Raw genomic sequence first — 22,854 nt, 5'->3', positions numbered from 1 at the left:
GGGCCGGACGCGGGGCCACGCACCGATGCCCAGCTCTCGCCACCCCCACAAGGCCAGGAGTCCAGGGATGCATCCGAACGGCTCAGCTCTGCTTCTCACGCCCACGCGGCGCCGTACGGTGGGCGTGGTCATCGCCGCCGTACTCGTCCTCGTGGGCGGCCTGTTGCTCGCCTACCCCGACCGGGCCGGCGCCGCCGCCGACCCCCTCATCTCGGGCGGCAAGACCGCCACCTCCTCCTCCGAGGAAAGCTCCGGCCTCGGACCGCAGAACGCCTTCGACGGCGACCCCGCCACCCGCTGGGCCAGCGTCGAGGGCAAGGACCCCCAGTGGCTGAGCGTCGACCTCGGTGCCACCGCCGACGTCACGCGGGTGAAGCTGAGCTGGGAGGACGCGTACGCCAAGGCGTACCGGATCGAGATCTCCGCCGACGGCACCAACTGGACCCGGCTCGCCGACGAGACGGCCGGCGACGGCGGCACCGACGACTGGCCCGCCCTCACCGGGAAGGGCCGCTACCTGCGCGTGTACGGCACCGCACGCGCCACCGCCTACGGCTACTCGCTGTACGAGTTCGAGGTGTACGGCACGCTCGGCGGCCAGCCGCCGCAGACCGGTGCCTTCACCGTGGTCGCCGCCGGTGACATCGCCGCCCAGTGCACCGCGTCCGACAGCGACTGCGCCCACCCCAAGACCGCCGCACTGGCCAAGAAGATCGACCCGAAGTTCTATCTGACGATGGGCGACAGCCAGTACGACGACGCCCGGATCTCCGACTTCCGCAACTACTACGACAAGACCTGGGGCGCCTTCAAGGCCAAGACGCGTCCGGTGCCGGGCAACCACGAGACGTACGACCCGGCCGGCGCGCTGGCCGGCTACAAGGCCTACTTCGGGGACATCGCCTACCCCCAGGGCAAGACCTACTACAGCTACGACGAGGGCAACTGGCACTTCATCGCCCTCGACTCCAACTCCTTCGACAAGAGCGCCCAGATCGACTGGCTCAAGGCGGACCTCGCCAAGAACAGCAAGGCGTGCATCGCCGCCTACTGGCACCACCCGCTGTACTCCTCGGGCGGACACGGCAACGACCCGGTCAGCAGGCCGGTCTGGAAGATCCTCTACGGGGCCAAGGCCGACCTGGTGCTCAACGGGCACGACCACCACTACGAGCGGTTCGCCCCGCAGAACCCCGACGGGAAGGCCGTCGCCGACGGGATCACCGAGATCGTCGGCGGGATGGGCGGCGCCGAGCCCTACCCCATCGAGGAGGTCCAGCCCAACAGCCAGAAGCGGATCAGCGGTGAATACGGCGTCCTGAAGATGGACTTCACCGACTCCGGCTACAGCTGGAACTACGTCGGCACCGACAACAAGACCAAGGACACCAGCCCGAAGTACACCTGCCACTGATGTACCTGGCGACCACAGGCCGCCGCGACACACCGGTCCGACCCCGCTCCGGCGGGGCGGGCCGGCGTGTCCCCGGCACCGTCCTGGCACTCGGCACGGTCAGCCTCGTCACCGACATCTCCTCCGAGATGGTCACCGCGGTGCTGCCGCTCTACCTGGTCCTCGGACTGGGTCTCTCACCCCTCCAATTCGGCTTCCTGGACGGCCTGTTCAACGGTGTGGCCGCCGTCGTACGACTGGTCGGCGGGTACGCCGCCGACCGCGGCCGCGGACACAAACGGGTCGCCGGGCTCGGCTACGCCCTCTCCGCCCTCTCCCGGCTCGGCCTGCTCCTCGCGGGCGGCGCCACCCCCCAGATCGCGGCCGCCCTGGCCACCGACCGGGTCGGCAAGGGCATCCGCACCGCACCCCGCGACGCGCTGATCACCCTGAGCAGCCCGCCCGAGACGCTCGGCCGGTCCTTCGGCGTGCACCGGGCGATGGACACCACGGGCGCCCTGCTGGGCCCGCTCGCCGCGTTCGCCCTGCTCTGGGCGACCGCCGACGCCTACGACGCGGTGTTCGTCGTCAGCTTCTGCGTCGGCCTGCTCGGGGTACTGCTCCTCGTCCTGTACGTCCCCGGGCAGCAACCTGCCCCGCCGGTGCGCCCGGCACCCCGCAGGCGCAAGCCGTTCCAGGCGCTCCGCGATCCCGCCTTCCGGCGGATCCTGGCCGCCGCCTCCCTGCTCGGTGCCGCCACCATCGGCGACGCCTTCGTCTACCTCCTGCTCCAGGACCGGCTCGACCTCCCCGTCAGCTGGTTCCCGTTGCTGCCGCTCGGCGCGGCGGCCTGCTACCTGCTGCTGGCGATCCCGGCCGGCCGGATCGCGGACCGGGTCGGCCGACGGCTGCCCTTCCTGTACGGACACCTCGCCCTGCTCGGCGTGTACGCCACGCTCCTCGCCCCGCTCGGCGGCCCGGCCCTGCTCCTCCTCGTACCCGTCCTCGTACTGCTCGGGGTCTTCTACGCCACCACCGACGGGGTGCTGATGGCCCTCGCCGGACCCGTGCTGCCCATCGACGGGCGGGCGGGCGGACTCGCCGTGCTCCAGACCGGACAGGCACTGGCCCGGCTGCTCGCCGCGGCGGGCTTCGGCGCCGCCTGGACCCTGTGGGGGCCGGGCCCCGCACTGTGGGCGGCGCTCTCGGCCCTGCTCGCCGCCCTCGCCGGCGGCTGGGCGCTGCTGCCGCGCGACCCGTCCGGCACCCCGGCCCCCGGACAGCCGCAAGCCCAGATCCCCGAAAGGCGGACCGCATGAGTGCCAGGTTCCCGAAACCCGCGACCCCGCTGGGCCCCCGGGCCAGGATCGCCGTCGTGGTGGCCGCGGTGCTGCTCCTCGCGGGCGGCTCCGTCGGGTACGTGATGCACGCCGAGCAGCGGACGAAGGACCGACGGACCGAGGCCGACGCCTCGTTCGCCCTCGGCGGGCCCGCGCTGTACTTCCGGGACACGGCCGGCGGGCGGGTCGCCCACCAGCCGCTCACCGCCGCCCGGACCGGCGGCGGCACCCGTACCCGCGGCGGCCCCGCCTGCGACCGGTTCTACGCCTCCGGCGAAGGCGCGCTCTGCCTGCGCGCCAAACCCGGGGTGCTGCCCAGGACGTACGCGATCGTCCTCGACCGGCGGCTGCGCGAGAAGCGCCGGATCACCGTGCCGGGCGTGCCCACCCGCGCCCGGGTCTCGGCGTCCGGGCGGATGGTGTCCTGGACGGTGTTCGCGACCGGCGACTCGTACGCCACCACGTCCTTCTCCACCCGCACCGCCATCCTCGATCTGCGCACCGGCTACCTCATCAAGTCCATGGAGAACATCCAGCTCACCATCGACGGCGCCCGCTACCACGCCCCCGACGTCAACTACTGGGGCGTGACCTTCGCCCGCGACGACAACCGCTTCTACGCGACCGTCTCCACCAAGGGCCGCACCCACCTCGTCGAGGGGAACATGCGGGACTGGACGGCGAAGGCGCTCCGGCAGAACGTCGAATGCCCCTCCCTGTCGCCCGACAACACCCGGCTCGCCTTCAAGAAGAAGGTCTCCGACGACGCGGCCGCGCCCTGGCGGCTGTACGTCCTGGACCTGCGGACCATGCGGGAGACGCCGCTCGCCGAGAAGCACAGCGTCGACGACCAGGCGGCCTGGCTGGACGACAGCACGCTCGCCTACGCACTGCCCGGCGGGGACGGCCGGGGAAGCGACATCTGGACCGTTCCGGCCGACGGCACGGGGACACCGCGCGTGGCCGTGAGGGGAGGATCGTCACCGGTCGCGGTGGCGGGCTGAACGATGTTCCCCCGGCAGGTGTAATGTGACGCATCCCCACACGGGGGCCGACCGAGGAGGTGAGACCCATTACCGCTGTATCAGGCTGGGTGCTCAGCTCTCGCGAACGCGTGGTCGACCCGACATAGTCGACCGCGGAGCGCCCATCGGCTTTCCCGAAAGGCTCCGCACATGTCGGTCACCGCTTCACCGCTCACCCTTGCCACCATCGTCCCCGCGCTCCGCGCCGCCGGCTGCGTATTCGCCGAGGACGAGGCGGAACTGATCCTCGCCACCGCCGCCGGCCCCGCCGAGACCGCCGCCATGGTCGAACGGCGGGTCGCCGGACTGCCCCTGGAACACGTCCTCGGCTGGGCCGAGTTCGACGGCCTGCGGATCGCCGTCGGCCCCGGCGTCTTCGTACCCCGCCGCCGCACCGAGTTCCTGGTCCGGCAGGCCGCAGCCCTCGCCGGTCCGGGTGCGGTCGTCGTCGACCTGTGCTGCGGCTCCGGAGCCCTCGGCGCCGCGCTCGCCGCGACGCTGGGCCGGGCCGAACTCCACGCCGCGGACGTCGAACCCGCCGCCGTGCGGTGCGCCCGCCGCAACATCGGTGACGCGGGCCAGGTGTACGAGGGCGACCTCTTCGAGCCGTTGCCCGCCTCGCTGCGCGGCCGGGTGGAGATCCTGCTCGCCAATGTGCCGTACGTACCCACGTCCGACGTCGAACTGCTCCCCCCGGAGGCCCGGATCCACGAACCGCGGGTGGCGCTGGACGGCGGCGCGGACGGCCTCGACGTCCTGCGCCGGGTCGCCGCCGAGGCCCCGAGGTGGCTGGCACCGGGCGGGCATCTGCTGGTCGAGACGAGCGAACGGCAGGCGGCACGGGCCGAGGAGACCGTCGCCCGCAGCGGCCTGATCCCGCGCGTGGTCACCTCCGACGAGCTGTACGCGACCGTCGTCGTCGCCACCAGGCCCGGCCGGGCGGCTGAGGTCCGTCCGCCGCTGATCAGCTGAACCGCCACCGGGTCTGGCTGAAGTGGGCGCCCCTGCCGAAGCCGAAGGCCTTGCGGGGGCGCACCTGGAAGACCAGGGCCGTATGGCCCGCGTTCACGAAGGCGCCGTCCCGGACGTCGAAGTGCCACTGCGGGCCGTACTTCGCCTCCCAGGCCGCGGCCAGCCGGTTCAGCGGCGCCTGGTCCGTCACCCGCTCGGCCCGGCCCTCGATCACCACATCCAGCCCCTTCGACATGGTGTTGTCCCCGGTTCCGGTCGTCAGCACCACTTCGGGGTTGGCGGCCAGATTCAGGGCCTTGCGTTCCTCGGCGCCGGTGGCGAAGTGCAGCGCGTCGTCCGCCCACACCCCGATCAGCGGAGTGACGTGCGGGCGTCCGCCGGGACGCACCGTGGACAGCCAGTACACCTCCGCCCCGGTCAGCAGCTCCCTCGCCACCGGCCACGGGCAGGCCGTAGCGCCCGCCTCGCTGTAGTCGGGATCCAGCTCGGCGAAGGGTTCGAATCCTGGCATGTGGGCCTCCCGGTCCGGTCGTGGAAATGATCGTGCCTGTGAAGTGAGGACTGCGCACGCGCTCCGAAATCATCGGGACACGCCCTCCGAAATCCTCGGGACACGCCCTCCGGATTCCTCGGAGAGGGGCCGCAGGGCCTCGCCGGCCCACTCCCCGCCGCCGGGGAAGGCCGTAAGCTCGGAGCGCTGGATTGTGTGTGGCGGCGAGCGGGAGAGCACGGAATGACGACGGTGCCGGGGCGCAGGAGCAGCACGTTCACCCGACTGCTGCGGCACGGCTTCACCGACCCCTCCGCCGCCGAGCGGCTGCTGGACCTGCCCGATCTGTCGTCCGTACGCTCCGACCCGGTGCTGCTCGAAGCCCTGGGCGCCACCGCCGACCCGGATCTGGCCCTGAACGGGCTGGTGCGGCTGGTGGAGGCCGAGGAGGCGGACGAACGGCAGATCCTGCTGGACACGCTCATCACCGCCAAACCGCTGCGGGACCGGCTGCTCGGGGTGCTCGGCGCGTCCGAGGCGCTCGGCGACCACCTCGCCCGCCACCCCCGCGACTGGCAGGCCCTGGTCACCTACGAGGCCACCGACCTCCACCCCGGCGTGGCCGAGTTCGAGCAGGGGCTCGCCGGGGCCGACGACCCGGACTCGCTGCGCGTCGCCTACCGCCGGTGCCTGCTGTCGATAGCGGCCCGTGACGTGTGCGGGACGACGGACGTCGCCGAGGCCGCCGCCGAACTGGCCGACCTGGCCACCGCGACCCTGCGGGCGGCGCTCGCCATCGCCCGTACGGCGGCGCCCGCCGACGCCGCCCGCTGCCGGCTGGCCGTGATCGCGATGGGCAAGTGCGGCGGGCACGAGCTGAACTACGTCTCCGACGTCGACGTCATCTTCGTGATGGAACCGGTCGACGGCCACGAGGAGAGCGACGCCGTACAGGCCGCCACGAGGCTGGCCGCGCACATGATGCGGATCTGTTCCGACACGACCGTCGAGGGCACCATCTGGCCCGTCGACGCCAACCTCCGCCCCGAGGGCCGCAACGGCCCCCTGGTGCGGACCCTCTCCTCCCACCTCGCGTACTACCAGCGCTGGGCCAAGACCTGGGAGTTCCAGGCACTGCTCAAGGCCCGGCCGGTGGCCGGCGACCCCGAACTCGGCGCGGAGTACGTCGAGGCCGTCTCGCCGCTGGTGTGGCAGGCCGCGGACCGCGAGAACTTCGTCCCCGACGTGCAGAAGATGCGCCGCCGCGTCGTCGACAACATCCCCGCCGACCGCGTCGACCGCGAGATCAAGCTCGGCCCCGGCGGGCTGCGGGACGTCGAATTCGCCGTACAGCTGCTGCAGTTGGTGCACGGCCGCAGCGACACCACCCTGCGCAGCGGCACCACGCTGGAGGCGCTGCGCGCGCTCGCCGAGGGCGGCTACGTGGGCCGGGTGGACGCCGCACAACTGGACGACGCCTACCGCTTCCTGCGCGCCATGGAGCACCGCATCCAGCTCTACCGGCTGCGCCGCACCCACCTCGTCCCCGAGGACGCACCGGACCTGCGGCGGATCGGCCGCTCCCTCGGGATGCGCACCGACCCGATCACCGAACTCAACCAGGCGTGGAAGCGGCACGCCTCCGTGGTGCGGCGGCTGCACGAGAAGCTGTTCTACCGGCCGCTGCTCGACGCCGTCGCCCAGCTCGCGCCGGGGGAGACCCGGCTCAGCGCGAAGGCGGCCGCGCACCGGCTCGAAGCGCTCGGCTACGCCGATCCGGCCGCCGCGCTGCGGCACCTGGAGGCGCTGTCGTCCGGGGTGTCGCGCAAGGCCGCCATCCAGCGCACCCTGCTCCCGGTGCTGCTGGGCTGGTTCGCGGACTCCGCCGATCCGGACGCCGGGCTGCTCGGCTTCCGCAAGGTGTCCGACGCCCTCGGCAAGACCCCCTGGTACCTGCGGCTGCTGCGGGACGAGGGCGCGGCGGCGGAGAACCTCGCCCGGGTGCTGTCGGCCGGCCGGCTCGCCCCCGACCTGCTGCTGCGGGCCCCGGAGGCGGTGGCGCTGCTCGGCGACCCGCAGGGGCTGCGGCCGCGCACCCGGGAGAACCTGGAGCAGGAGGTGCTCGCCGCGGTGGGGCGGGCGGACAACGCCGAGACCGCGGTCGCGGTGGTGCGCGGGGTGCGGCGGCGCGAGCTGTTCCGGACCACGGCCGCCGACCTCATCGGCTCGTACGGCACGGAGGACAGGCCCGCCGAGGAGGACCCGGGGGCGCTGGTCGACCGGGTCGGCGCAGCGGTCACCGATCTGAACGCCGTCACGATCGCGGGCGCCCTGCGCGCCGCCGTACGCGAACAGTGGGGTGACACCCTCCCCACCCGTTTCGCGGTCATCGGCATGGGCCGCTTCGGCGGCCACGAGCTGGGCTACGGCTCCGACGCCGATGTGCTGTTCGTCCACTCGCCGCGCGAGGGCGTCGACGAGCAGGAGGCCGGCCGGGCCGCGAACGCGGTGGTCTCCGAGATGCGCCGGCTGCTCCAACTGCCCACCGCGGACCCGCCGTTGATCATCGACGCGGATCTTCGGCCGGAGGGCAAGAGCGGACCGCTGGTGCGTTCGCTGGCATCGTACGAGGCGTACTACCGGCGCTGGTCGCTGGTCTGGGAGAGCCAGGCGCTGCTGCGCGCCGAACCGGTCGCGGGCGACGAGGAACTGGGCCGCGCGTTCATCGAGCTGGTCGATCCGCTGCGCTATCCCATGGAGGGCCTGGGGGAGGACGCGGTCCGTGAGATCCGGCGGCTGAAGGCCCGGATGGAGTCCGAGCGGCTGCCGCGCGGCGCGGATCCCGCGCTCCACACCAAGCTGGGGCGCGGTGGGCTGAGCGACGTCGAGTGGACCGTCCAGCTGATGCAGATGCAGCACGGCTGGGTGGAACCGGGACTGCGCACCACCCGCACCCGCGAGGCGCTGGCGGCGGCCTGTGCGGCGGAGCTGATCTCCGGCGAGGACGCGCAGACGCTGGACGAGGCATGGGTGCTGGCGACCCGGGTGCGCAACGCGGTGATGCTGGTACGCGGCCGGCCGGGCGACACCTTCCCGTCGGGACCGCGTGAACTCACCGCTGTGGGGCGGTACCTGGGGTACGAACCCGGTCACGTCGGCGACATGCTGGACGACTACCGGCGGATCACCCGGCGGGCGCGGGCGGTGATGGAGGAGCGGTTCTACGGGGCGTGAGGCGGGGCGTACGGCGGGGCGCCCGGGTCGCCCCTGTCACACCTCCTTCGCGTTCAGCAGCGCGCGGGCGTGCCCGATGAACGCGTCCAGCGCCAGTTCGAACGCCGCGTCCGCCCGGCCCGTGCCCACCGCGGCCAGCGCCTCGGCCAGACGCGGTGTCGTGGTGTCGTCCGGCAGCTCCCACATCGTCTCCGGAGCCGCCAGGTCCAGCGCCGACCCCAGGACCAGGTTCTCCAGCGCGGTGATCACCGTCATCACCTCGGCCATCGCGAAGCCGACGCCGAGCAGCAGCCGGACCGCCCGCTCGTAGTGCTCCAGGACCTTCGGGGCGCGCACCGGTGAGGTCATCAGCAGCGGGATCGCGCGCGGGTGGGCGGCGAACGCGGCACGGTAGGAGCGGGCCCAGGCCGTCATGGCCGCGTCCCAGGGCTCCACGTCGAAGACCGCGGAGTCGATCGCGGCGCACACCCGTTCCCGGACGAGCTCGACGACCCCGCCCCTCCCGTCCACGTGGTGGTAGACCGAGCCGGTCTGCACCCCGAGTCGCCGGGCCATCTGCGGGACGCTGAACTCGCCTTTCTCGTCGATGAGTTCGAGCGCGGCGGTGGTGATGCGCTCCCGGTCCAGCAGCGGTGTGCGCGGCCGTCCCATGCGTGGTTCTCCTGACGTGTGTCCGCCGGGAGGTCTTCCCGGATGCCCAGAGGTGAGGCTACATTGCGCAAACCGAAAGCCTTTAGGTTTCTGGTCACCGGTCCCTGCCCCGCCAGTCGCAGAAGGGCTCTCCTTTCGCATGGAAGCGCCAACCCTCAGAAAAGGCACCCTCGGTACCGCCGACATCGCCTTCTTCGTCATCTCGGCCGCCGCCCCGCTCACGGTGATGGCCGGAGTCGCCCCCATCGCCATCATGCTCGGCGGCATCGGCGCCCCCGTCGGCTATCTGCTGGCCGGCGTGACCCTTGCGATCTTCGCCATCGGATTCACCACCATGAGCCGCCACGTCCGCAGCGGCGGCGCGTTCTACGCGTACATCACCCGGGGCCTCGGCCGCCCCGTCGGCATCGCCGCCGCCCTGATCGCGATGCTCGGCTACAACGGCATGGAGATCGGTGTCTACGGGCTGCTCGGCTCCACCACCGCCGACACCGTCCAGGCCCTGTGGGGCATCGACATCCCCTGGCTGCCGGTCTCCCTCGCCGGGCTGCTGCTCATCTGGTACGGCGGCTTCCGCTCCATCGACTTCGGCGCCAAGGTCCTCGGGGTGCTGCTCGTCGCCGAGACCGGGATCCTCGTACTGCTCGCCGGCGGAGTGCTGCTGGACGGCGGGGCCGACGGAATCTCGCTCGCCTCGTTCACCCCCGGCAAGGTCTTCGTACCCGGCACGGCGGCCGTGCTGGCCTGCGCGTTCGCCGCCTTCACCGGCTTCGAGTCCACGGTGATCTACCGGCGCGAGGCGCGGAACCCGGACCGTACCGTCCCCCGCGCCACCTATATCGCCGTCGCGTTCCTCGGGCTCTTCTACGCGTTCGTCGTCTGGACCGTCGTCCAGGCGTTCGGCGACGCGCACGTCGTCGAGGCCGCGGCCACCGACCCGGGCGGGCTGTTCTTCTCGGCCATCACCCACTACGTCGGCTCCTGGGCCGCGGACCTGATGCACATCCTGATCGTCACCAGCGTCCTCGCCTCGCTGCTCGCCTTCCACAACGCCATCAACCGGTACGGGCTCGCACTCTCCGAGGAAGGGGTGCTGCCCAGGGCGCTCGGCCGCGTCCACTCCCGCCACCGTTCCCCGTACGTGGCCGGACTCGCCCAGATCGCGCTCGGAGCGGTGATCGTCATCGCCTTCGCGGCGGCCGGCGCCGACCCGTACGCGCAACTGCTGCTCTGGGTCAACACTCCGGGAATGCTCGGCCTGATGCTGCTCCAGCTGCTCGCCGCGATCGCCGTACCGCTGTTCTTCCGCCGGTTCGAGCACGGCGAGGGCCCCTTCCGTACCGTCGTCGCCCCGGTCGTCGCCGCCGTGCTGCTGGCGGCCGCCATCGTCCTGGTCACGGACCACGTCGATCTGTTTTCCGGCGCCTCGACCGGGGTGAACATCGTGCTCGTCTCGCTGGTGCCAGCGGTCTTCCTGACCGGACTGGCGCTCGCGTACCGGCTGAAGCGCGACAAGCCCGAGGTGTACGCCCGGTTCGCCGCCGAGCCCGCGTCCCCGGACCCCGTCACCACCCCCGCCGCTCCCTCCGCCACCACCGTCTAAGGAGTTCCACCATGTCCGCAGCCGACCTCCTCCTCACCGGAGCCCGTGTCCGCACCCTCGACCCGGCCCGGCCGGAAGCCACCGCCGTGGCGGTCAAGGACGGGGTGATCACCGCCGTCGGCGACGAGGCCGGGCTGCGCGAGTGGCGCGGCAACGGCACCGAGCACATCGACCTGTCCGGGGCCACCCTCACCCCCGGCCTGGTCGACGCGCACAGCCACCCGGTCTGGGGCCTGGAGATGGCCACCGGCACCGACCTCACCGGCGTCCGCGACCTCGACCAGCTGCGCGCCGCCCTGGCCGGGGCCGAGCGGACGGAGGGCTGGATCGTCGCCTGGGGCCTGGACCACAACGCCTTCGGCGGCCGCCCCGTCGACCGGGCGCTGATCGAGGACGCCACCGGCGGCGCACCCGCCTTCATCCGGCTCTACGACGGGCACTCCGCACTGGCCGGCGGGGCGGCCCTGGAACGCGCCGGGATCACCGGCCCGCGCACCTTCGCCCAGCGCTCCACCGTCGTCTGCGACCCCGACGGCCGCCCCACCGGGCACCTGATCGAGCACGCCGCGATGGACCTGGTCGGGAAACGGCTGCCCAGGCCCTCGTACGCCGAGCGCCGCGCCCGCCTCGTGGAACTGCTCTCCGCCATGGCCGCCACCGGTCTCACCGGGGCCCATGTGATGGACCTGGCCGACGGCTCGGTGCCCGGGCTGCTGGCCGCCGTGGAGGAGGAGACCGACCTGCCGGTACGGCTGCGGCTGGCCCCCTGGTGCATGCCGGGCGCGGACAAGGAGGCCCTGGACGAGCTGGTGCGCGTACAGAGCGAGGCGGGCCGGCTCTGGCGGGTCGGCGGCGTCAAGTTCTTCATGGACGGCACCGTCGAGGGCGGCACCGCCTGGCTGGAGCACGCCGACTGCCACGGGGAGGGCACCGAGGCGTTCTGGCCGGACCCCGAGGCGTACACCGCCGCCGTCCACCAGCTGCACCACGCCGGGGTGCGCACCGCCACCCACGCCATCGGGGACGCCGCCGTCCGGCATGTGCTGGACACGGTCGAGGCCCTGGGGGAGAGCGGCCGGCTCCGCCACCGCGTCGAGCACATCGAGACCGTGCCGAACGGTCTGGCCGCCCGGTTCGCCGAGCTGGGGGTGATCGCCTCGATGCAGCCCACCCACACCGCGTACACCCGGGCCGACCACAGCGACGAGTGGTCGAAGCGGCTGGGCGACGAGCGGGCCGGCCGGGCCTGGCGCTGCCGGGACCTGCGCGACGCCGGGGCGTACCTGGCGCTGGGCTCGGACTGGCCGATCGCCCACTACGACGTACGGCAGGTGCTGGCCACGGCCCGGCTGCGGCGGCTGCCCGGGGCGTACGACACCGAGCCGGTCACCGCCGAGCAGGCGCTGACCGGGCTGATGGCGCTGGAGGGCTGCACCTCGCACGCGGCGGTCGCCGCCGGGGAGCAGCGGGTGGCGGGCCGGATCGCGGTGGGCCACCGGGCCGATCTGACGGCGTTCGGCGTGGATCCGGTGGACGCGCCGGCGGACGAGCTGGGCGAGGCGCCGGTGCGGCTCACGGTGTGCGGGGGGCGGGTGACGCACCGGGGCTGAGGCGGTGGCGGGCGGACCGGGTCCTCAGCGACGGCCCGCCGCCGCGCCCGCCGCCGGGCGCCGGGTCACCGGCGCGCCCGCGGACAGCCCCGACAGCCGGGCCCTGCCGCGCGGCGGCGGCACCAGCCTGGGCAGGTGGTGCGGCAGCGAGCCGTACCAGGCGTACGAGACGGCGTAACCGAAGGCGAGGCACGCCATGCCGCCCAGCGCGTCCAGCCAGAAGTGGTTGGCGGTCGACACGATGACGACCAGGGTGATCGTCGGGTAGAGCAGGGCCAGGACACGCGCCCAGGGCGCGGCGGCCAGCGCGAAGACGGTCAGGCCGCACCAGAGCGACCAGCCGATGTGTATCGACGGCATGGCCGCGTACTGGTTCGACATGTTCTTGAAGTTGCCCGAGGCCATCGAACCCCAGGTGTGGTGGACCAGCACGGTGTCGATGAAGCGGCCGCCGTTCATCAGCCGGGGCGGCGCCAGCGGATACAGGTAGTAGCCGAGCAGCGCCACACCCGTGGTCGCGAACAGGGCCAGCCGGGCCGCCGCGTAACGGCCGGGGTGACGGCGGAACAGCCACACCAGCACACAGACGGTGACGACGAAGTGCAGTGTCGCGTAGTAGTAGTTCATCGAGACGATCAGCCATGTCACGGAATTCACCGCATGGTTGACGGTCTGTTCCACGGCGATGCCCAGGTACTTCTCGGCCGACCAGATCCGGTCCGCGTTGCGCAGCGCGTCGGTCCGCTGCTCCGGGACGGCGTTGCGGACCAGCGAGTACATCCAGTAACTGGCCGCGACGAGCAGGATCTCGAACCAGAGGCGCGGTCGGCGCGGGGAGCGCAGCGAACGCAGTGCGGCGAGCGGGAAACGTTGTCCCGCCGGGCCGCCGTCACGACGTCCGGTGCCCTGCCTCGCGTTCGCCGCAGGGGCCGCCTCGTCCACGATGGGTGACGGGGTGGCCTCGGGCCGGCCTTCCTTCGATGTCACGCTCAATTCACCCATAGGCACAGAGTCTGCCAGAAAACGCCCTTCCGCCCGATCATCCACCGGCCGGGGCCGGACCGCACATCCGTGGGTGACGGAACTGCGTACAGGGGGCGGGCGTGGGATCCTTGAGCGGTCAGGCGGTGGCGGCCGGAGCGGGCCCGGGGCCGGCTGCCGTTGAACCGCGAACGACCAGTTCGGGCATGAAGACGAACTCGCTGTGCGGAGCGGGCGTGCCGCCGATCTCCTCCAGGAGCGTGCGCACCGCGGCCTGGCCCATCGCCGTCACCGGCTGACGGATCGTCGTCAGCGGCGGATCGGTGAACGCTATGAGCGGCGAGTCGTCGTAACCGACCACGGACAGATCGCGTGGCACCCGCATCGACAGCCGCCGGGCGGCCCGGATCGCGCCGAGCGCCATCATGTCGCTCGCGCACACCACCGCCGTGCAGCCCCGCTCCATCAGTGCCGAGGCCGCGGCCTGTCCACCCTCAAGAGTGAACAGTGAATGCTGGATCAGCCCCTCCACCGCCTCCGGCGCGAGCCCCAACTGGTCCCGCACGGTCGCGTGGAAGCCCTCGATCTTGCGCAGCACCGGCACGAACCGCTTCGGGCCGACCGCCAGGCCGATCCGCTGATGCCCCAGCGACACCAGGTGTGTCACCGCGAGCCGCATCGCGGCCCGGTCGTCCGGCGAGATGAACGGCGCCTGCACCTTCGGCGAGAAGCCGTTGACCAGGACGAAGGGGACGCCCTTGGCGCGCAGTTGCTCATAGCGCTGCATGTCGGCCGAGGTGTCGGCGTGCAGTCCGGAGACGAAGATGATGCCCGAGACGCCGCGGTCGACCAGCATTTCGGTCAACTCGTCCTCGGTGGAGCCGCCGGGGCTCTGGGTGGCGAGCACCGGGGTGTAGCCCTGCCGTGTCAGCGCCTGGCCGATGACCTGGGCCAGGGCGGGGAAGATGGGGTTCTCCAACTCGGGCGTGATCAGGCCGACCAGTCCCGCGCTGCGCCTGCGCAGCCGTACGGGCCGTTCGTAGCCGAGGACGTCGAGCGCGGCGAGAACGGATTCGCGGGTGGCCGCAGCAACACCGGGCTTGCCGTTCAGTACACGGCTGACCGTCGCTTCGCTGACCCCCGCCTGAGTTGCGATATCGGCAAGCCGTGCGGTCATGGAAGTGGACTGTACCGGGCGTATGTCGGATTGCCCACCATGGGCATGAATCGGACGACTGCCTCCGTGCGCCGGTTCGCGAGGGTTTACCGGCAACTTCTTGCAAGGTCTTGCGGGCCGGGTCTGTCGGCTCCGGTCGGATCGTCGCACCGCACGGCCTACGGGCTGTGGCCTGCCGCTGCCAGGGTGTGATGCCCGCCGTCAAGGGTCTTGACGGCAACCGTGAGGACACGCGAATGTAACGATCGTCGGTGCTTGCAGAAATCTTCCGCAAACTCTTTCGGCGTTCTTTCATCCTTGTTACGTTCTCGTCGACCCGGCGCCGCGACGGAGCGGTACGGCAGTTGAAGGAGTTCAGATGCGACGTGGCATAACGGCCACCGCCCTGGTCGCGGCCCTGGCCCTCGCGGCGACCGCCTGCGGCAGCGACAACGAGTCCGACGGCACGGGCAAGAGCTCGGGTGAGCTCTCCGGCACGGTGACGTGGTGGGACACCTCCACCGCGGGCAGTGAGGACAAGGTCTTCAAGAAGATCGCCGAGGACTTCGAGAAGAAGCACCCGAAGGTCGACGTCAAGTACGTCAACGTGCCCTTCGGCGACGCGCAGAACAAGTTCAAGAACGCGGCGCAGTCCGGCTCCGACGCCCCCGACGTCATCCGCTCCGAGGTCGCCTGGACCCCCGAGTTCGCGGACCTCGGCTACCTCGCTCCGCTCGACGGCACCACCGCGCTGAAGGACTCGGGCGACTTCCTCAAGCAGGCCGCCGCGTCCACCAAGTACAAGGACAAGACGTACGCGGTGCCGCAGGTCATCGACTCCATGGGAATCTTCTACAACAAGAAGATCTTCAAGGAGGCCGGCGTCGAGGTCCCCAAGACCGTCGACGAGCTGAAGACCGTCTCCAAGAAGATCAAGGACAAGACCGGCAAGACCGGTATGTACCTGCGCGGCGACGACGCGTACTGGTTCCTCTCCTTCCTGTACGGCGAGGGCGGCGACATGGTCGACGCGTCCGCCAAGTCCGTCACCATCGACAACCCCGCGGGCGTCAAGGCGATGAAGGTCGTCAAGGACCTCGTCGACTCCGGGGCGGCCAAGACCGACGCCACGGACGGCTGGGAGAACATGCAGGCGTCCTTCAAGGACGGCAAGGTCGCCATGATGATCAACGGCCCGTGGGCCGTCGCCGACACCTACGCCGGCAAGGAGTTCAAGGACAAGGCCAACCTGGGCATCGCCCCGGTCCCGGCCGGCTCCGCCGCGCAGGGCGCCCCGCAGGGCGGCCACAACCTGGCCGTCTACGCGGGCTCCAAGAACCTCGACGCCTCCTACGCCTTCGTCGACTACATGACGTCGGCCGAGACCCAGGCCAAGGTCACCAAGGAGCTGAGCCTCCTGCCGACCCGCACCTCCGCCTACGCCCGTCAGGACGTCGTCGACAACGAGATCGTCGGCTTCTTCAAGCCCGTCGTCGAGACCGCCGTCGAGCGCCCCTGGATCCCCGAGACCGGCAGCCTCTTCGCCCCGCTGGTGACCGAGTACACCAAGGTCCTCACCGGACAGACCACCCCGGAGAAGGCCACCAGGACGACCGGCGACTCCTACCGCAAGCTCCTCAAGGGCTGGAAGTAACAGGAAGGCAGGCCGGCTGATGGCTGTCCACACCGGCCAGTCGGTGGCGAAGGCCGCGGGCGACGACGTCGTCGCCCGCGGCCGGAGCCGCGGCACTGGCACACCCCCGCCGCCGGGCAGGCTCCGGCGGGCCCTGTCGACCCACTGGTACGCCTGGACCATGGTCGCCCCGGTCGTCGTCGTGATCGGCGTGATCATCGGATACCCGCTGGTCCGCGGCATCTACCTGTCGATGACCGACGCCAACGAGCGCAACGTCGCGCGGTCCATCGGGGTCAACCACCTGCCCGCCACGTACAAGTTCGTGGGGCTGGACAACTACACCGAGGCGCTCACCGGCGAACAGTTCCTCGGCACGCTCGGCTGGACCCTGGTGTGGACGGTCTCCTGCGTGGCCATCACCTTCTGCCTCGGCATGGCCCTCGCCAACATCCTGAACCGCCGGATCGCCGGCCGTTCCGCGTACCGGATGGCGCTCATCCTGCCCTGGGCCATCCCCGGCTTCGTCTCCGTCTTCGCCTGGCGCTTCCTCTACAACGAGGACCGCGGGCTGCTCAACAAGATCCTCTCCGGCGGCGGCATCGACGCCGTCCCGTGGCTGAACGACCCCACCTGGGCGAAGTTCTCCGTCATCGCCGTCAACGTCTGGCTCGGCGTGCCGTTCATGATGGTCGCCCTGCTCGGCGGACTGCAGTCGATCCCCAGCGAGCACTACGAGGCCGCCGAGATGGACGGCGCCACCGCCTGGCAGCGGTTCCGCCACATCACGCTGCCCGGACTGCGGCCGGTCTCCACCACGGTGATCCTGCTCTCCACCATCTGGACCTTCAACATGTTCCCGGTGATCTACCTGCTGACCCGCGGCGGACCCGGCGAGGCCACCCAGATCCTGGTCACCCAGGCGTACAAGTTCTCCTTCGAGATCAGCCCGCGCGACTTCGCGCAGTCCTCCACCTGGGGCGTACTGATCCTCGTACTCCTGCTGATCTTCGCCGCCGTCTACCGGCGAGTCCTGCGCACCCAGGGAGACGACTGGTGACCACCACCGCACCCACCCCCGCCGCGCGCCGCTCCGCGCCCAAGGTCCGGCTGCGCGGGGAGCGTTCGCCGCTGGCCTCCGCCGGCCTGCACCTGACGCTCGTCGTCGCGTCCGTGATCGCCGTCTTCCCCGTGCTGTGGGTCCTGCTCACCTCGCTGAAGCCCGCCGCGTTCGCGACCACCACGGACTTCTTCAAAGAGACCACGTTCGAGAACTACACGAACCTGATCCAGAACACGAAGTTCCTCACCTGGTTCGGCAACTCCCTGCTCATCGCGGGACTCACCACGCTCCTCGGCGTCATCGTCTCCGCCTCCACCGGCTACGCCGTCAGCCGCTTCCGCTTCCCCGGCAAGCGCGGGCTGATGTGGACGCTGCTGGTCACCCAGATGTTCCCGGTCGCCGTCCTCATCGTGCCGATCTACAACATCATGGCGAGCATGGGGCTGCTGAACCAGCCCGCCGGTCTCGTCATCACCTACCTCACCATCTCGGTGCCGTTCTGCGCCTGGATGATGAAGGGCTTCTTCGACACCATCCCGCGCGAGATCGACGAGTCCGGGCAGGTCGACGGCCTCACCCCGTTCGGCACGTTCTGGCGGCTGATCCTGCCGCTCGCCAAGCCCGGCCTCGCCGTCACCGCGTTCTACTCCTTCATCACCGCGTGGGGCGAGGTGGCGTACGCCTCCGCCTTCATGGTCGGGGAGGACAACCTCACCCTCGCCGGCGGACTCCAGCTCTTCGTCAACCAGTACGGAGCCCAGTGGGGTCCGATGACCGCCGCGTCCGTGCTCATCGCGATACCCGCGGCCCTGGTCTTCCTGTTCGCGCAGAAGCACCTGGTGACCGGCATGTCCGCCGGAGCCGTCAAGGGCTGAGGCCGACGACCGCAGCACGACCCGCACGCTCCAGTCACGGCGGCCGCCGGAATCCCGACCCGGCCCCGGCGCCGCTCCCCACCCAGACACCCCAGGGACGACATGACCCAGCACCTCGCTGCCCCCTCCACCGGCACGTCCGGCGCCGCTCCGGCCCACCAGACCGGCTGGTGGCGGGACGCGGTGATCTACCAGGTCTATCCGCGGAGCTTCGCCGACGGCAACGGCGACGGCATGGGCGACATCGCAGGCGTACGCGACAGACTCCCGTACCTCAGGAGCCTCGGCGTCGACGCGGTCTGGCTCAGCCCCTTCTACGCCTCCCCGCAGGCCGACGCGGGATACGACGTCGCCGACTACCGTGCCATCGACCCGATGTTCGGCACCCTGCTGGACGCCGACGGTCTGATCCGGGACGCCCACGACCTGGGCCTGCGGATCATCGTGGACCTGGTGCCCAACCACTCCTCGGACCGCCACGACTGGTTCAAGCGCGCCCTCGCCGAGGGCCCCGGCTCCGCGCTGCGCGAGCGCTACCACTTCCGCCCCGGCAAGGGTGAGGACGGCGAACTGCCGCCCAACGACTGGGAGTCCGTCTTCGGCGGCCCCGCCTGGACCCGCACCACCGACCCGGACGGCACCCCGGGCGACTGGTACCTCCACCTCTTCGCGCCCGAGCAGCCCGACTTCAACTGGGAACACCCGGCCGTCGCCGACGAGTTCCGCTCCATCCTGCGCTACTGGCTCGACATGGGCGTCGACGGCTTCCGGGTCGACGTCGCCCACGGTCTCGTCAAGGCCGAGGGCCTGCCCGACCTCGGCAGCCACGACCAGCTCAAGCTGCTCGGCAACGACGTCATGCCGTTCTTCGACCAGGACGGGGTGCACGAGATCTACCGATCCTGGCGCACCATCCTCGACGAGTACCCCGACACCATGGGGCCCGGAGCGCCTTCGTCGGAAGGGCGGCGGGCGACGGGCGGGCGGATCGCCGTCGCCGAGGCCTGGACCCCCACCGTCGAGCGCACCGCCAACTACGTGCGCCCCGACGAGATGCACCAGGCGTTCAACTTCCAGTACCTGTCCACCTCCTGGGACGCCGCCGAGCTCCGCGAGGTCATCGACATCTCGCTCGACGCGATGCGCCCGGTCGACGCCCCCACCACCTGGGTGCTCTCCAACCACGACGTGACCCGGCACACCACCCGGTTCGCCAACCCGCCCGGCCTCGGTACCCAGATCCGCACCGCCGGCGACCGCGAGCTGGGTCTGCGCCGGGGCCGCGCCGCCACCCTGCTGATGCTGGCGCTGCCCGGCTCCGCCTACGTCTACCAGGGTGAGGAGCTCGGCCTGCCCGACGTCACCGACCTGCCCGACGAGGTACGCCAGGACCCGTCGTTCTTCCGCGCCGAGGGTCAGGACGGCTTCCGCGACGGCTGCCGGGTGCCGATCCCGTGGACCCGCGAGGGCAGCTCGTACGGCTTCGGCGACGGCGGCAGCTGGCTGCCGCAGCCCGCGGGCTGGGGCGAGCTGTCCGTGGAGGCGCAGACCGGCGTGGCGGGCTCCACCCTGGAGCTGTACCGGGCCGCGATCGCCGCACGCCGGGCACACCCGGGGCTCGGTGCCGGAAGCTCGGTGGAGTGGCTCCAGGCCCCCGAGGGGCTGCTGATCTTCGCCCGCCCCGGCTTCGTCTGCACCGTCAACACGACGGGCCGCCCGGTCCGCATCCCCGTGCGCGGCACCGTCCTGCTGTCCAGCAGTCCGGTCGTCACCGACGGCGCCGAGATCGAGCTGCCCGCGGACACCACGGTGTGGTGGACGGTGTGACGGTTCCCCTGCCCAGGTCCGGTGCGCCGAGACTCTCGGACATCGCCGGCCAGGCAGCGGTCAGCGAGGCGACCGTCAGCCGGGTGCTCAACGGGAAACCGGGCGTCTCGGAGACCACCCGTCAGCGGGTGCTCGCGGCGCTGGACATCCTGGGCTACGAACGTCCCGTACGGCTGCGGCAGCGCAGCGCCGGGCTGATCGGACTGGTGACGCCCGAACTCATCAACCCGATCTTCCCGGCGTTCGCGCAGTCCGTCGAGCAGGTGCTGGCCGGGCACGGCTACACCCCGGTGCTCTGCACCCAGATGCCCGGCGGCGCCACCGAGGACGAACTCGTCGAGCAGCTCGTGGAGCGCGGCGTCAGCGGGATCGTCTTCATCTCCGGGCTGCACGCCGACATGTCGGCCGACCCGGCCAGGTACGCCGCGCTCACCGAGCGCGGCGTGCCGTTCGTCCTGATCAACGGCTACAACGAGCGGATCAGCGCGCCGTTCGTCTCGCCCGACGACGCAGCCGCCGTGCGGATGGCCGTCGGGCACCTCGCCGACCTCGGCCACAGCAGGGTCGGTCTGGCGATCGGGCCGCAGCGCTATGTGCCGGCCCGCCGCAAGCGCGAGGGGTTCGTCGACGCCGTCGTGAACCTGCTGGGCCTGGACCGCGCCGAGGCCGAACTCCTCGTCTGTCCGACGCTGTTCAGCGTCGAGGGCGGCCAGGTCGCGGCCGGTGCGCTGCTCGACCAGGGGTGCACGGGCATCGTCTGCGGCAGCGACCTGATGGCGCTGGGCGTGGTGCGTGCGGCCCGCGAGCGCGGGCTCGGTGTGCCGCGCGACGTGTCGGTGGTGGGCTTCGACGACTCGCAGCTCATCGCCTTCACCGATCCGCCGCTGACGACGGTGCGCCAGCCGGTCCAGGCGATGTCCGCGGCGGCGGTGGGCGCGCTGCTGGAGGAGATCGGCGGCAGCCCGGTGCAGCGCACGGAGTACGTGTTCCAGCCGGAGCTGGTGGTACGGGGATCCACCGCCGCACTCCGGGGCTGCTGAGGCCTATGGGGCCGGGCGGTACAGGAGAGGCACCGGGAGCCGGCCCTGGACGGGCCTGCGGGGAGTGAGCGACCCCGGGTGCCCCTCTTGTCCGTGACCGGCCCGGCCGGCCGGGCGCGTGGGGTCCGGGATCGCCGGAACCCCCGGCCGACCGGACCGGAGTCGGGAGAAACTTAACAGCGCTGCAATGTTTTGCGTAAGTGCTTGCAGGGAGAAAACTCCCGGGTTTCGTGGATGTGAGCGGGTCATGTCCAAAGGGTTGACCGGAACCTGATGGCCTCGTACGGTCTCGCCTGCGGCAAGGTTTGCATTCTTGCAGCAAGAACCTTCAGGAGCCTTGAGGGCAGGGCGCGTTGCCACGTGAGGCTGCACCGTCACCCGCATTTCCCCCCACAGCAGGAGGAAACATGGCACGCAGACCACTGTCCGCGGCGCTCGCCCTGGCAGCGGGCGCCGCCGTCCTCATATCCCCGACCGCGACCGCCAGTGCCGCCGCCCCCGGCGACAAGGACGTCACCGCGGTCCTCTTCGAGTGGAAGTTCGACTCGGTGGCCAGGGCGTGCACGGACACGCTCGGCCCGGCCGGATACGGCTACGTACAGGTCTCGCCGCCCCAGGAACACATCCAGGGCAGCCAGTGGTGGACCTCGTACCAGCCGGTCAGCTACCGGATCGCCGGACGGCTCGGCGACCGCGCCGCCTTCGCCGCCATGATCGACACCTGCCACGCGGCCGGCGTCAAGGTCGTCGCGGACTCCGTCATCAACCACATGTCGGCCGGATCGGGCACCGGCACCGGCGGCTCCTCGTACACCAAGTACGACTACCCCGGCGTGTACTCCGCGGCCGACATGGACGACTGCACGGCGCAGATCAGCAACTACCAGGACCGCGCCAACGTCCAGAACTGCGAACTCGTCGGCCTCGCCGACCTGGACACCGGCGAGGACTACGTACGCGGCCGGATCGCCGCCTACCTCGACGACCTGCGCTCCCTGGGCGTGGACGGCTTCCGGATCGACGCCGCAAAGCACATGCCCGCCGCGGACCTGGCGAACATCAAGTCACGGCTGAGCGACCCGGGCGTCCACTGGAAGCAGGAGGCGATATACGGCGCGGGCGAGGCGGTCTCGCCCGACGAGTACACCGGCACCGGGGACGTCCAGGAATTCCGGTACGCCCGAAGCCTCAAGCAGGTCTTCAACAACGAGAACCTTGCCTATCTGAAGAACTACGGCGAGGGCTGGGGCTTCATGCCCTCGTCGAAGGCCGCGGTCTTCGTCGACAACCACGACACCGAGCGCGGCGGCGACACGCTGAACTACAAGGACGGCGCGAACTACACCCTCGCCCATGTCTTCATGCTGGCCTGGCCGTACGGTTCGCCCGACGTCCACTCCGGCTACGAGTGGTCCGACAAGGACGCGGGCCCGCCCAACGGCGGCACGGTGAACGCCTGTTACAGCGACGGCTGGAAGTGCCAGCACGCCTGGCGCGAGATCTCCTCCATGGTCGGCCTCCGCAACACCGCGCGCGGCGAGTCCGTCAGCGACTGGTGGGACAACGGCGGGGACCAGATCGCCTTCGGCCGCGGTTCCAAGGCCTACGTCGCGATCAACCACGAGGGCTCCTCGCTGACCCGTACGTTCCAGACCTCGCTGCCCGCCGGTGACTACTGCGACATCCAGTCCGGCAACGGGGTCACGGTGAACGGCTCGGGCCGGTTCACCGCGACCCTGGGCGCGAACACGGCACTGGCCCTCCAGGTGAACGCCCGTACCTGCACGGGCGTCGCCACCACGGGCTGACCGGGACAACCGGGGGCGGGGGCGTACCGGGGCGATCCCCGCAGGGCGGCGCAGCAATGGAACGGCTCACTCGCGGTGTCGGGTGAGTCCGCGCCGTCCGAGGAGACGCCCTGGTGGGCCCCCGCCCCGCCCCCCCACCCACCCCCCAAATAC

At 71.3% G+C, this 22,854-nt stretch carries 16 protein-coding genes and 1 pseudogene; 13 read left to right on the top strand and 4 right to left on the bottom strand.

The features are described 5' to 3' along the window. Positions 1 to 67 precede the first annotated feature (67 nt). From AADR41_RS21035 to AADR41_RS21020, 4 genes are all read left to right on the top strand, one after another. Entirely contained in the window at positions 68 to 1,414 is a 1,347-nt protein-coding gene (locus tag AADR41_RS21035) for a discoidin domain-containing protein (protein WP_342282937.1), read from the top strand. Beyond that, positions 1,414 to 2,712, top strand: a complete 1,299-nt coding sequence (locus AADR41_RS21030; protein WP_342282936.1) for an MFS transporter — start codon at positions 1,414 to 1,416, stop codon at positions 2,710 to 2,712. The genes AADR41_RS21035 and AADR41_RS21030 overlap by 1 nt, the downstream gene beginning before the upstream one ends. After that, positions 2,709 to 3,737: a TolB family protein gene (locus AADR41_RS21025; RefSeq protein ID WP_342282935.1), complete on the top strand. Its 1,029-nt coding sequence runs from the start codon at positions 2,709 to 2,711 to the stop codon at positions 3,735 to 3,737. The genes AADR41_RS21030 and AADR41_RS21025 overlap by 4 nt, the downstream gene beginning before the upstream one ends. Before the next feature lie 171 nt (positions 3,738 to 3,908). Further along, positions 3,909 to 4,730, top strand: a complete 822-nt coding sequence (locus tag AADR41_RS21020) for a putative protein N(5)-glutamine methyltransferase (protein WP_342282934.1) — start codon at positions 3,909 to 3,911, stop codon at positions 4,728 to 4,730. On the opposite strand, the gene AADR41_RS21015 is transcribed toward AADR41_RS21020, so the two are convergent. Further along, complete coding sequence (locus AADR41_RS21015) at positions 4,723 to 5,241, bottom strand: pyridoxamine 5'-phosphate oxidase family protein (protein WP_342282933.1); 519 nt, start codon at positions 5,239 to 5,241, stop codon at positions 4,723 to 4,725. The genes AADR41_RS21020 and AADR41_RS21015 overlap by 8 nt on opposite strands. Positions 5,242 to 5,463: 222 nt before the next feature. On the opposite strand from AADR41_RS21015, the gene AADR41_RS21010 reads away from it, so the two are divergent. Further along, complete coding sequence (locus AADR41_RS21010; protein WP_342282932.1) at positions 5,464 to 8,454, top strand: bifunctional [glutamine synthetase] adenylyltransferase/[glutamine synthetase]-adenylyl-L-tyrosine phosphorylase; 2,991 nt, start codon at positions 5,464 to 5,466, stop codon at positions 8,452 to 8,454. A 36-nt stretch (positions 8,455 to 8,490) separates the two neighbouring features. Here the strand turns inward: AADR41_RS21010 and AADR41_RS21005 are convergent, their stop codons facing one another. Then, the gene (locus AADR41_RS21005) at positions 8,491 to 9,105 is read right to left on the bottom strand and encodes a TetR/AcrR family transcriptional regulator C-terminal domain-containing protein (RefSeq protein WP_342282931.1); all 615 of its coding nucleotides are present in this window, start codon (positions 9,103 to 9,105) and stop codon (positions 8,491 to 8,493) included. A gap of 139 nt (positions 9,106 to 9,244) precedes the next feature. Here AADR41_RS21005 and AADR41_RS21000 point away from each other — a divergent pair, with 139 nt between their 5' ends. Both AADR41_RS21000 and AADR41_RS20995 read left to right on the top strand, forming a co-directional pair. Continuing rightward, entirely contained in the window at positions 9,245 to 10,708 is a 1,464-nt protein-coding gene (locus AADR41_RS21000; protein ID WP_342282930.1) for an APC family permease, read from the top strand. 11 nt (positions 10,709 to 10,719) lie between these two features. Further along, positions 10,720 to 12,318, top strand: a complete 1,599-nt coding sequence (locus AADR41_RS20995; protein ID WP_342282929.1) for an amidohydrolase — start codon at positions 10,720 to 10,722, stop codon at positions 12,316 to 12,318. A 24-nt stretch (positions 12,319 to 12,342) separates the two neighbouring features. Here the strand turns inward: AADR41_RS20995 and AADR41_RS20990 are convergent, their stop codons facing one another. Next, positions 12,343 to 13,320 (bottom strand): phosphatase PAP2 family protein, encoded by a 978-nt coding sequence (locus AADR41_RS20990; protein ID WP_342282928.1) that lies wholly within the window; start codon positions 13,318 to 13,320, stop codon positions 12,343 to 12,345. Between the two features lie 118 nt (positions 13,321 to 13,438). After that, entirely contained in the window at positions 13,439 to 14,476 is a 1,038-nt protein-coding gene (locus tag AADR41_RS20985) for a LacI family DNA-binding transcriptional regulator (protein WP_342282927.1), read from the bottom strand. Between the two features lie 358 nt (positions 14,477 to 14,834). On the opposite strand from AADR41_RS20985, the gene AADR41_RS20980 reads away from it, so the two are divergent. The 6 genes and pseudogenes from AADR41_RS20980 to AADR41_RS20955 all read left to right on the top strand — a co-directional run. Next, on the top strand, positions 14,835 to 16,109 hold the full coding sequence (locus AADR41_RS20980; RefSeq protein ID WP_342282926.1) for an extracellular solute-binding protein: 1,275 nt from the start codon (positions 14,835 to 14,837) through the stop codon (positions 16,107 to 16,109). Between the two features lie 19 nt (positions 16,110 to 16,128). Next, complete coding sequence (locus AADR41_RS20975; RefSeq protein ID WP_342282925.1) at positions 16,129 to 17,148, top strand: carbohydrate ABC transporter permease; 1,020 nt, start codon at positions 16,129 to 16,131, stop codon at positions 17,146 to 17,148. After that, positions 17,145 to 18,026, top strand: coding sequence for a sugar ABC transporter permease (locus AADR41_RS20970; protein WP_342282924.1), 882 nt, complete (start codon positions 17,145 to 17,147; stop codon positions 18,024 to 18,026). The genes AADR41_RS20975 and AADR41_RS20970 overlap by 4 nt, the downstream gene beginning before the upstream one ends. Before the next feature lie 102 nt (positions 18,027 to 18,128). Next, entirely contained in the window at positions 18,129 to 19,853 is a 1,725-nt protein-coding gene (locus AADR41_RS20965; protein ID WP_342282923.1) for a glycoside hydrolase family 13 protein, read from the top strand. Beyond that, on the top strand, positions 19,838 to 20,893 hold the full coding sequence (locus AADR41_RS20960) for a LacI family DNA-binding transcriptional regulator (RefSeq protein ID WP_342282922.1): 1,056 nt from the start codon (positions 19,838 to 19,840) through the stop codon (positions 20,891 to 20,893). Before AADR41_RS20965 ends, AADR41_RS20960 begins: the two co-directional genes overlap by 16 nt. 407 nt (positions 20,894 to 21,300) lie before the next feature. After that, positions 21,301 to 22,683 (top strand): annotated as a pseudogene (locus tag AADR41_RS20955) (alpha-amylase); the annotation flags it as partial. Between the last annotated feature and the right edge of the window lie 171 nt (positions 22,684 to 22,854).

It is taken from the genome of Streptomyces sp. CLV115 (genome assembly GCF_038448545.1).
Taxonomy (GTDB): domain Bacteria; phylum Actinomycetota; class Actinomycetes; order Streptomycetales; family Streptomycetaceae; genus Streptomyces; species Streptomyces sanglieri.
The sequence above is the reverse complement of the archived record's forward strand: the minus strand, read 5'-3'. Positions and strand labels throughout refer to the sequence as shown.

Bases quoted from the DNA above. Each gene is read 5' to 3' on its own strand.
- AADR41_RS21000 (WP_342282930.1), top strand. From the start codon at position 9,245: ATGGAAGCGCCAACCCTCAGAAAAGGCACCCTCGGTACCGCCGACATC.
- AADR41_RS20975 (WP_342282925.1), top strand. From the start codon at position 16,129: ATGGCTGTCCACACCGGCCAGTCGGTGGCGAAGGCCGCGGGCGACGAC.
- AADR41_RS21015 (WP_342282933.1), bottom strand. From the start codon at position 5,241: ATGCCAGGATTCGAACCCTTCGCCGAGCTGGATCCCGACTACAGCGAG.
- AADR41_RS20990 (WP_342282928.1), bottom strand. From the start codon at position 13,320: ATGGGTGAATTGAGCGTGACATCGAAGGAAGGCCGGCCCGAGGCCACC.
- AADR41_RS21035 (WP_342282937.1), top strand. From the start codon at position 68: ATGCATCCGAACGGCTCAGCTCTGCTTCTCACGCCCACGCGGCGCCGT.
- AADR41_RS20985 (WP_342282927.1), bottom strand. From the start codon at position 14,476: ATGACCGCACGGCTTGCCGATATCGCAACTCAGGCGGGGGTCAGCGAA.
- AADR41_RS21010 (WP_342282932.1), top strand. From the start codon at position 5,464: ATGACGACGGTGCCGGGGCGCAGGAGCAGCACGTTCACCCGACTGCTG.
- AADR41_RS21020 (WP_342282934.1), top strand. From the start codon at position 3,909: ATGTCGGTCACCGCTTCACCGCTCACCCTTGCCACCATCGTCCCCGCG.
- AADR41_RS20995 (WP_342282929.1), top strand. From the start codon at position 10,720: ATGTCCGCAGCCGACCTCCTCCTCACCGGAGCCCGTGTCCGCACCCTC.
- AADR41_RS21030 (WP_342282936.1), top strand. From the start codon at position 1,414: ATGTACCTGGCGACCACAGGCCGCCGCGACACACCGGTCCGACCCCGC.
- AADR41_RS21025 (WP_342282935.1), top strand. From the start codon at position 2,709: ATGAGTGCCAGGTTCCCGAAACCCGCGACCCCGCTGGGCCCCCGGGCC.
- AADR41_RS20965 (WP_342282923.1), top strand. From the start codon at position 18,129: ATGACCCAGCACCTCGCTGCCCCCTCCACCGGCACGTCCGGCGCCGCT.
- AADR41_RS20980 (WP_342282926.1), top strand. From the start codon at position 14,835: ATGCGACGTGGCATAACGGCCACCGCCCTGGTCGCGGCCCTGGCCCTC.
- AADR41_RS21005 (WP_342282931.1), bottom strand. From the start codon at position 9,105: ATGGGACGGCCGCGCACACCGCTGCTGGACCGGGAGCGCATCACCACC.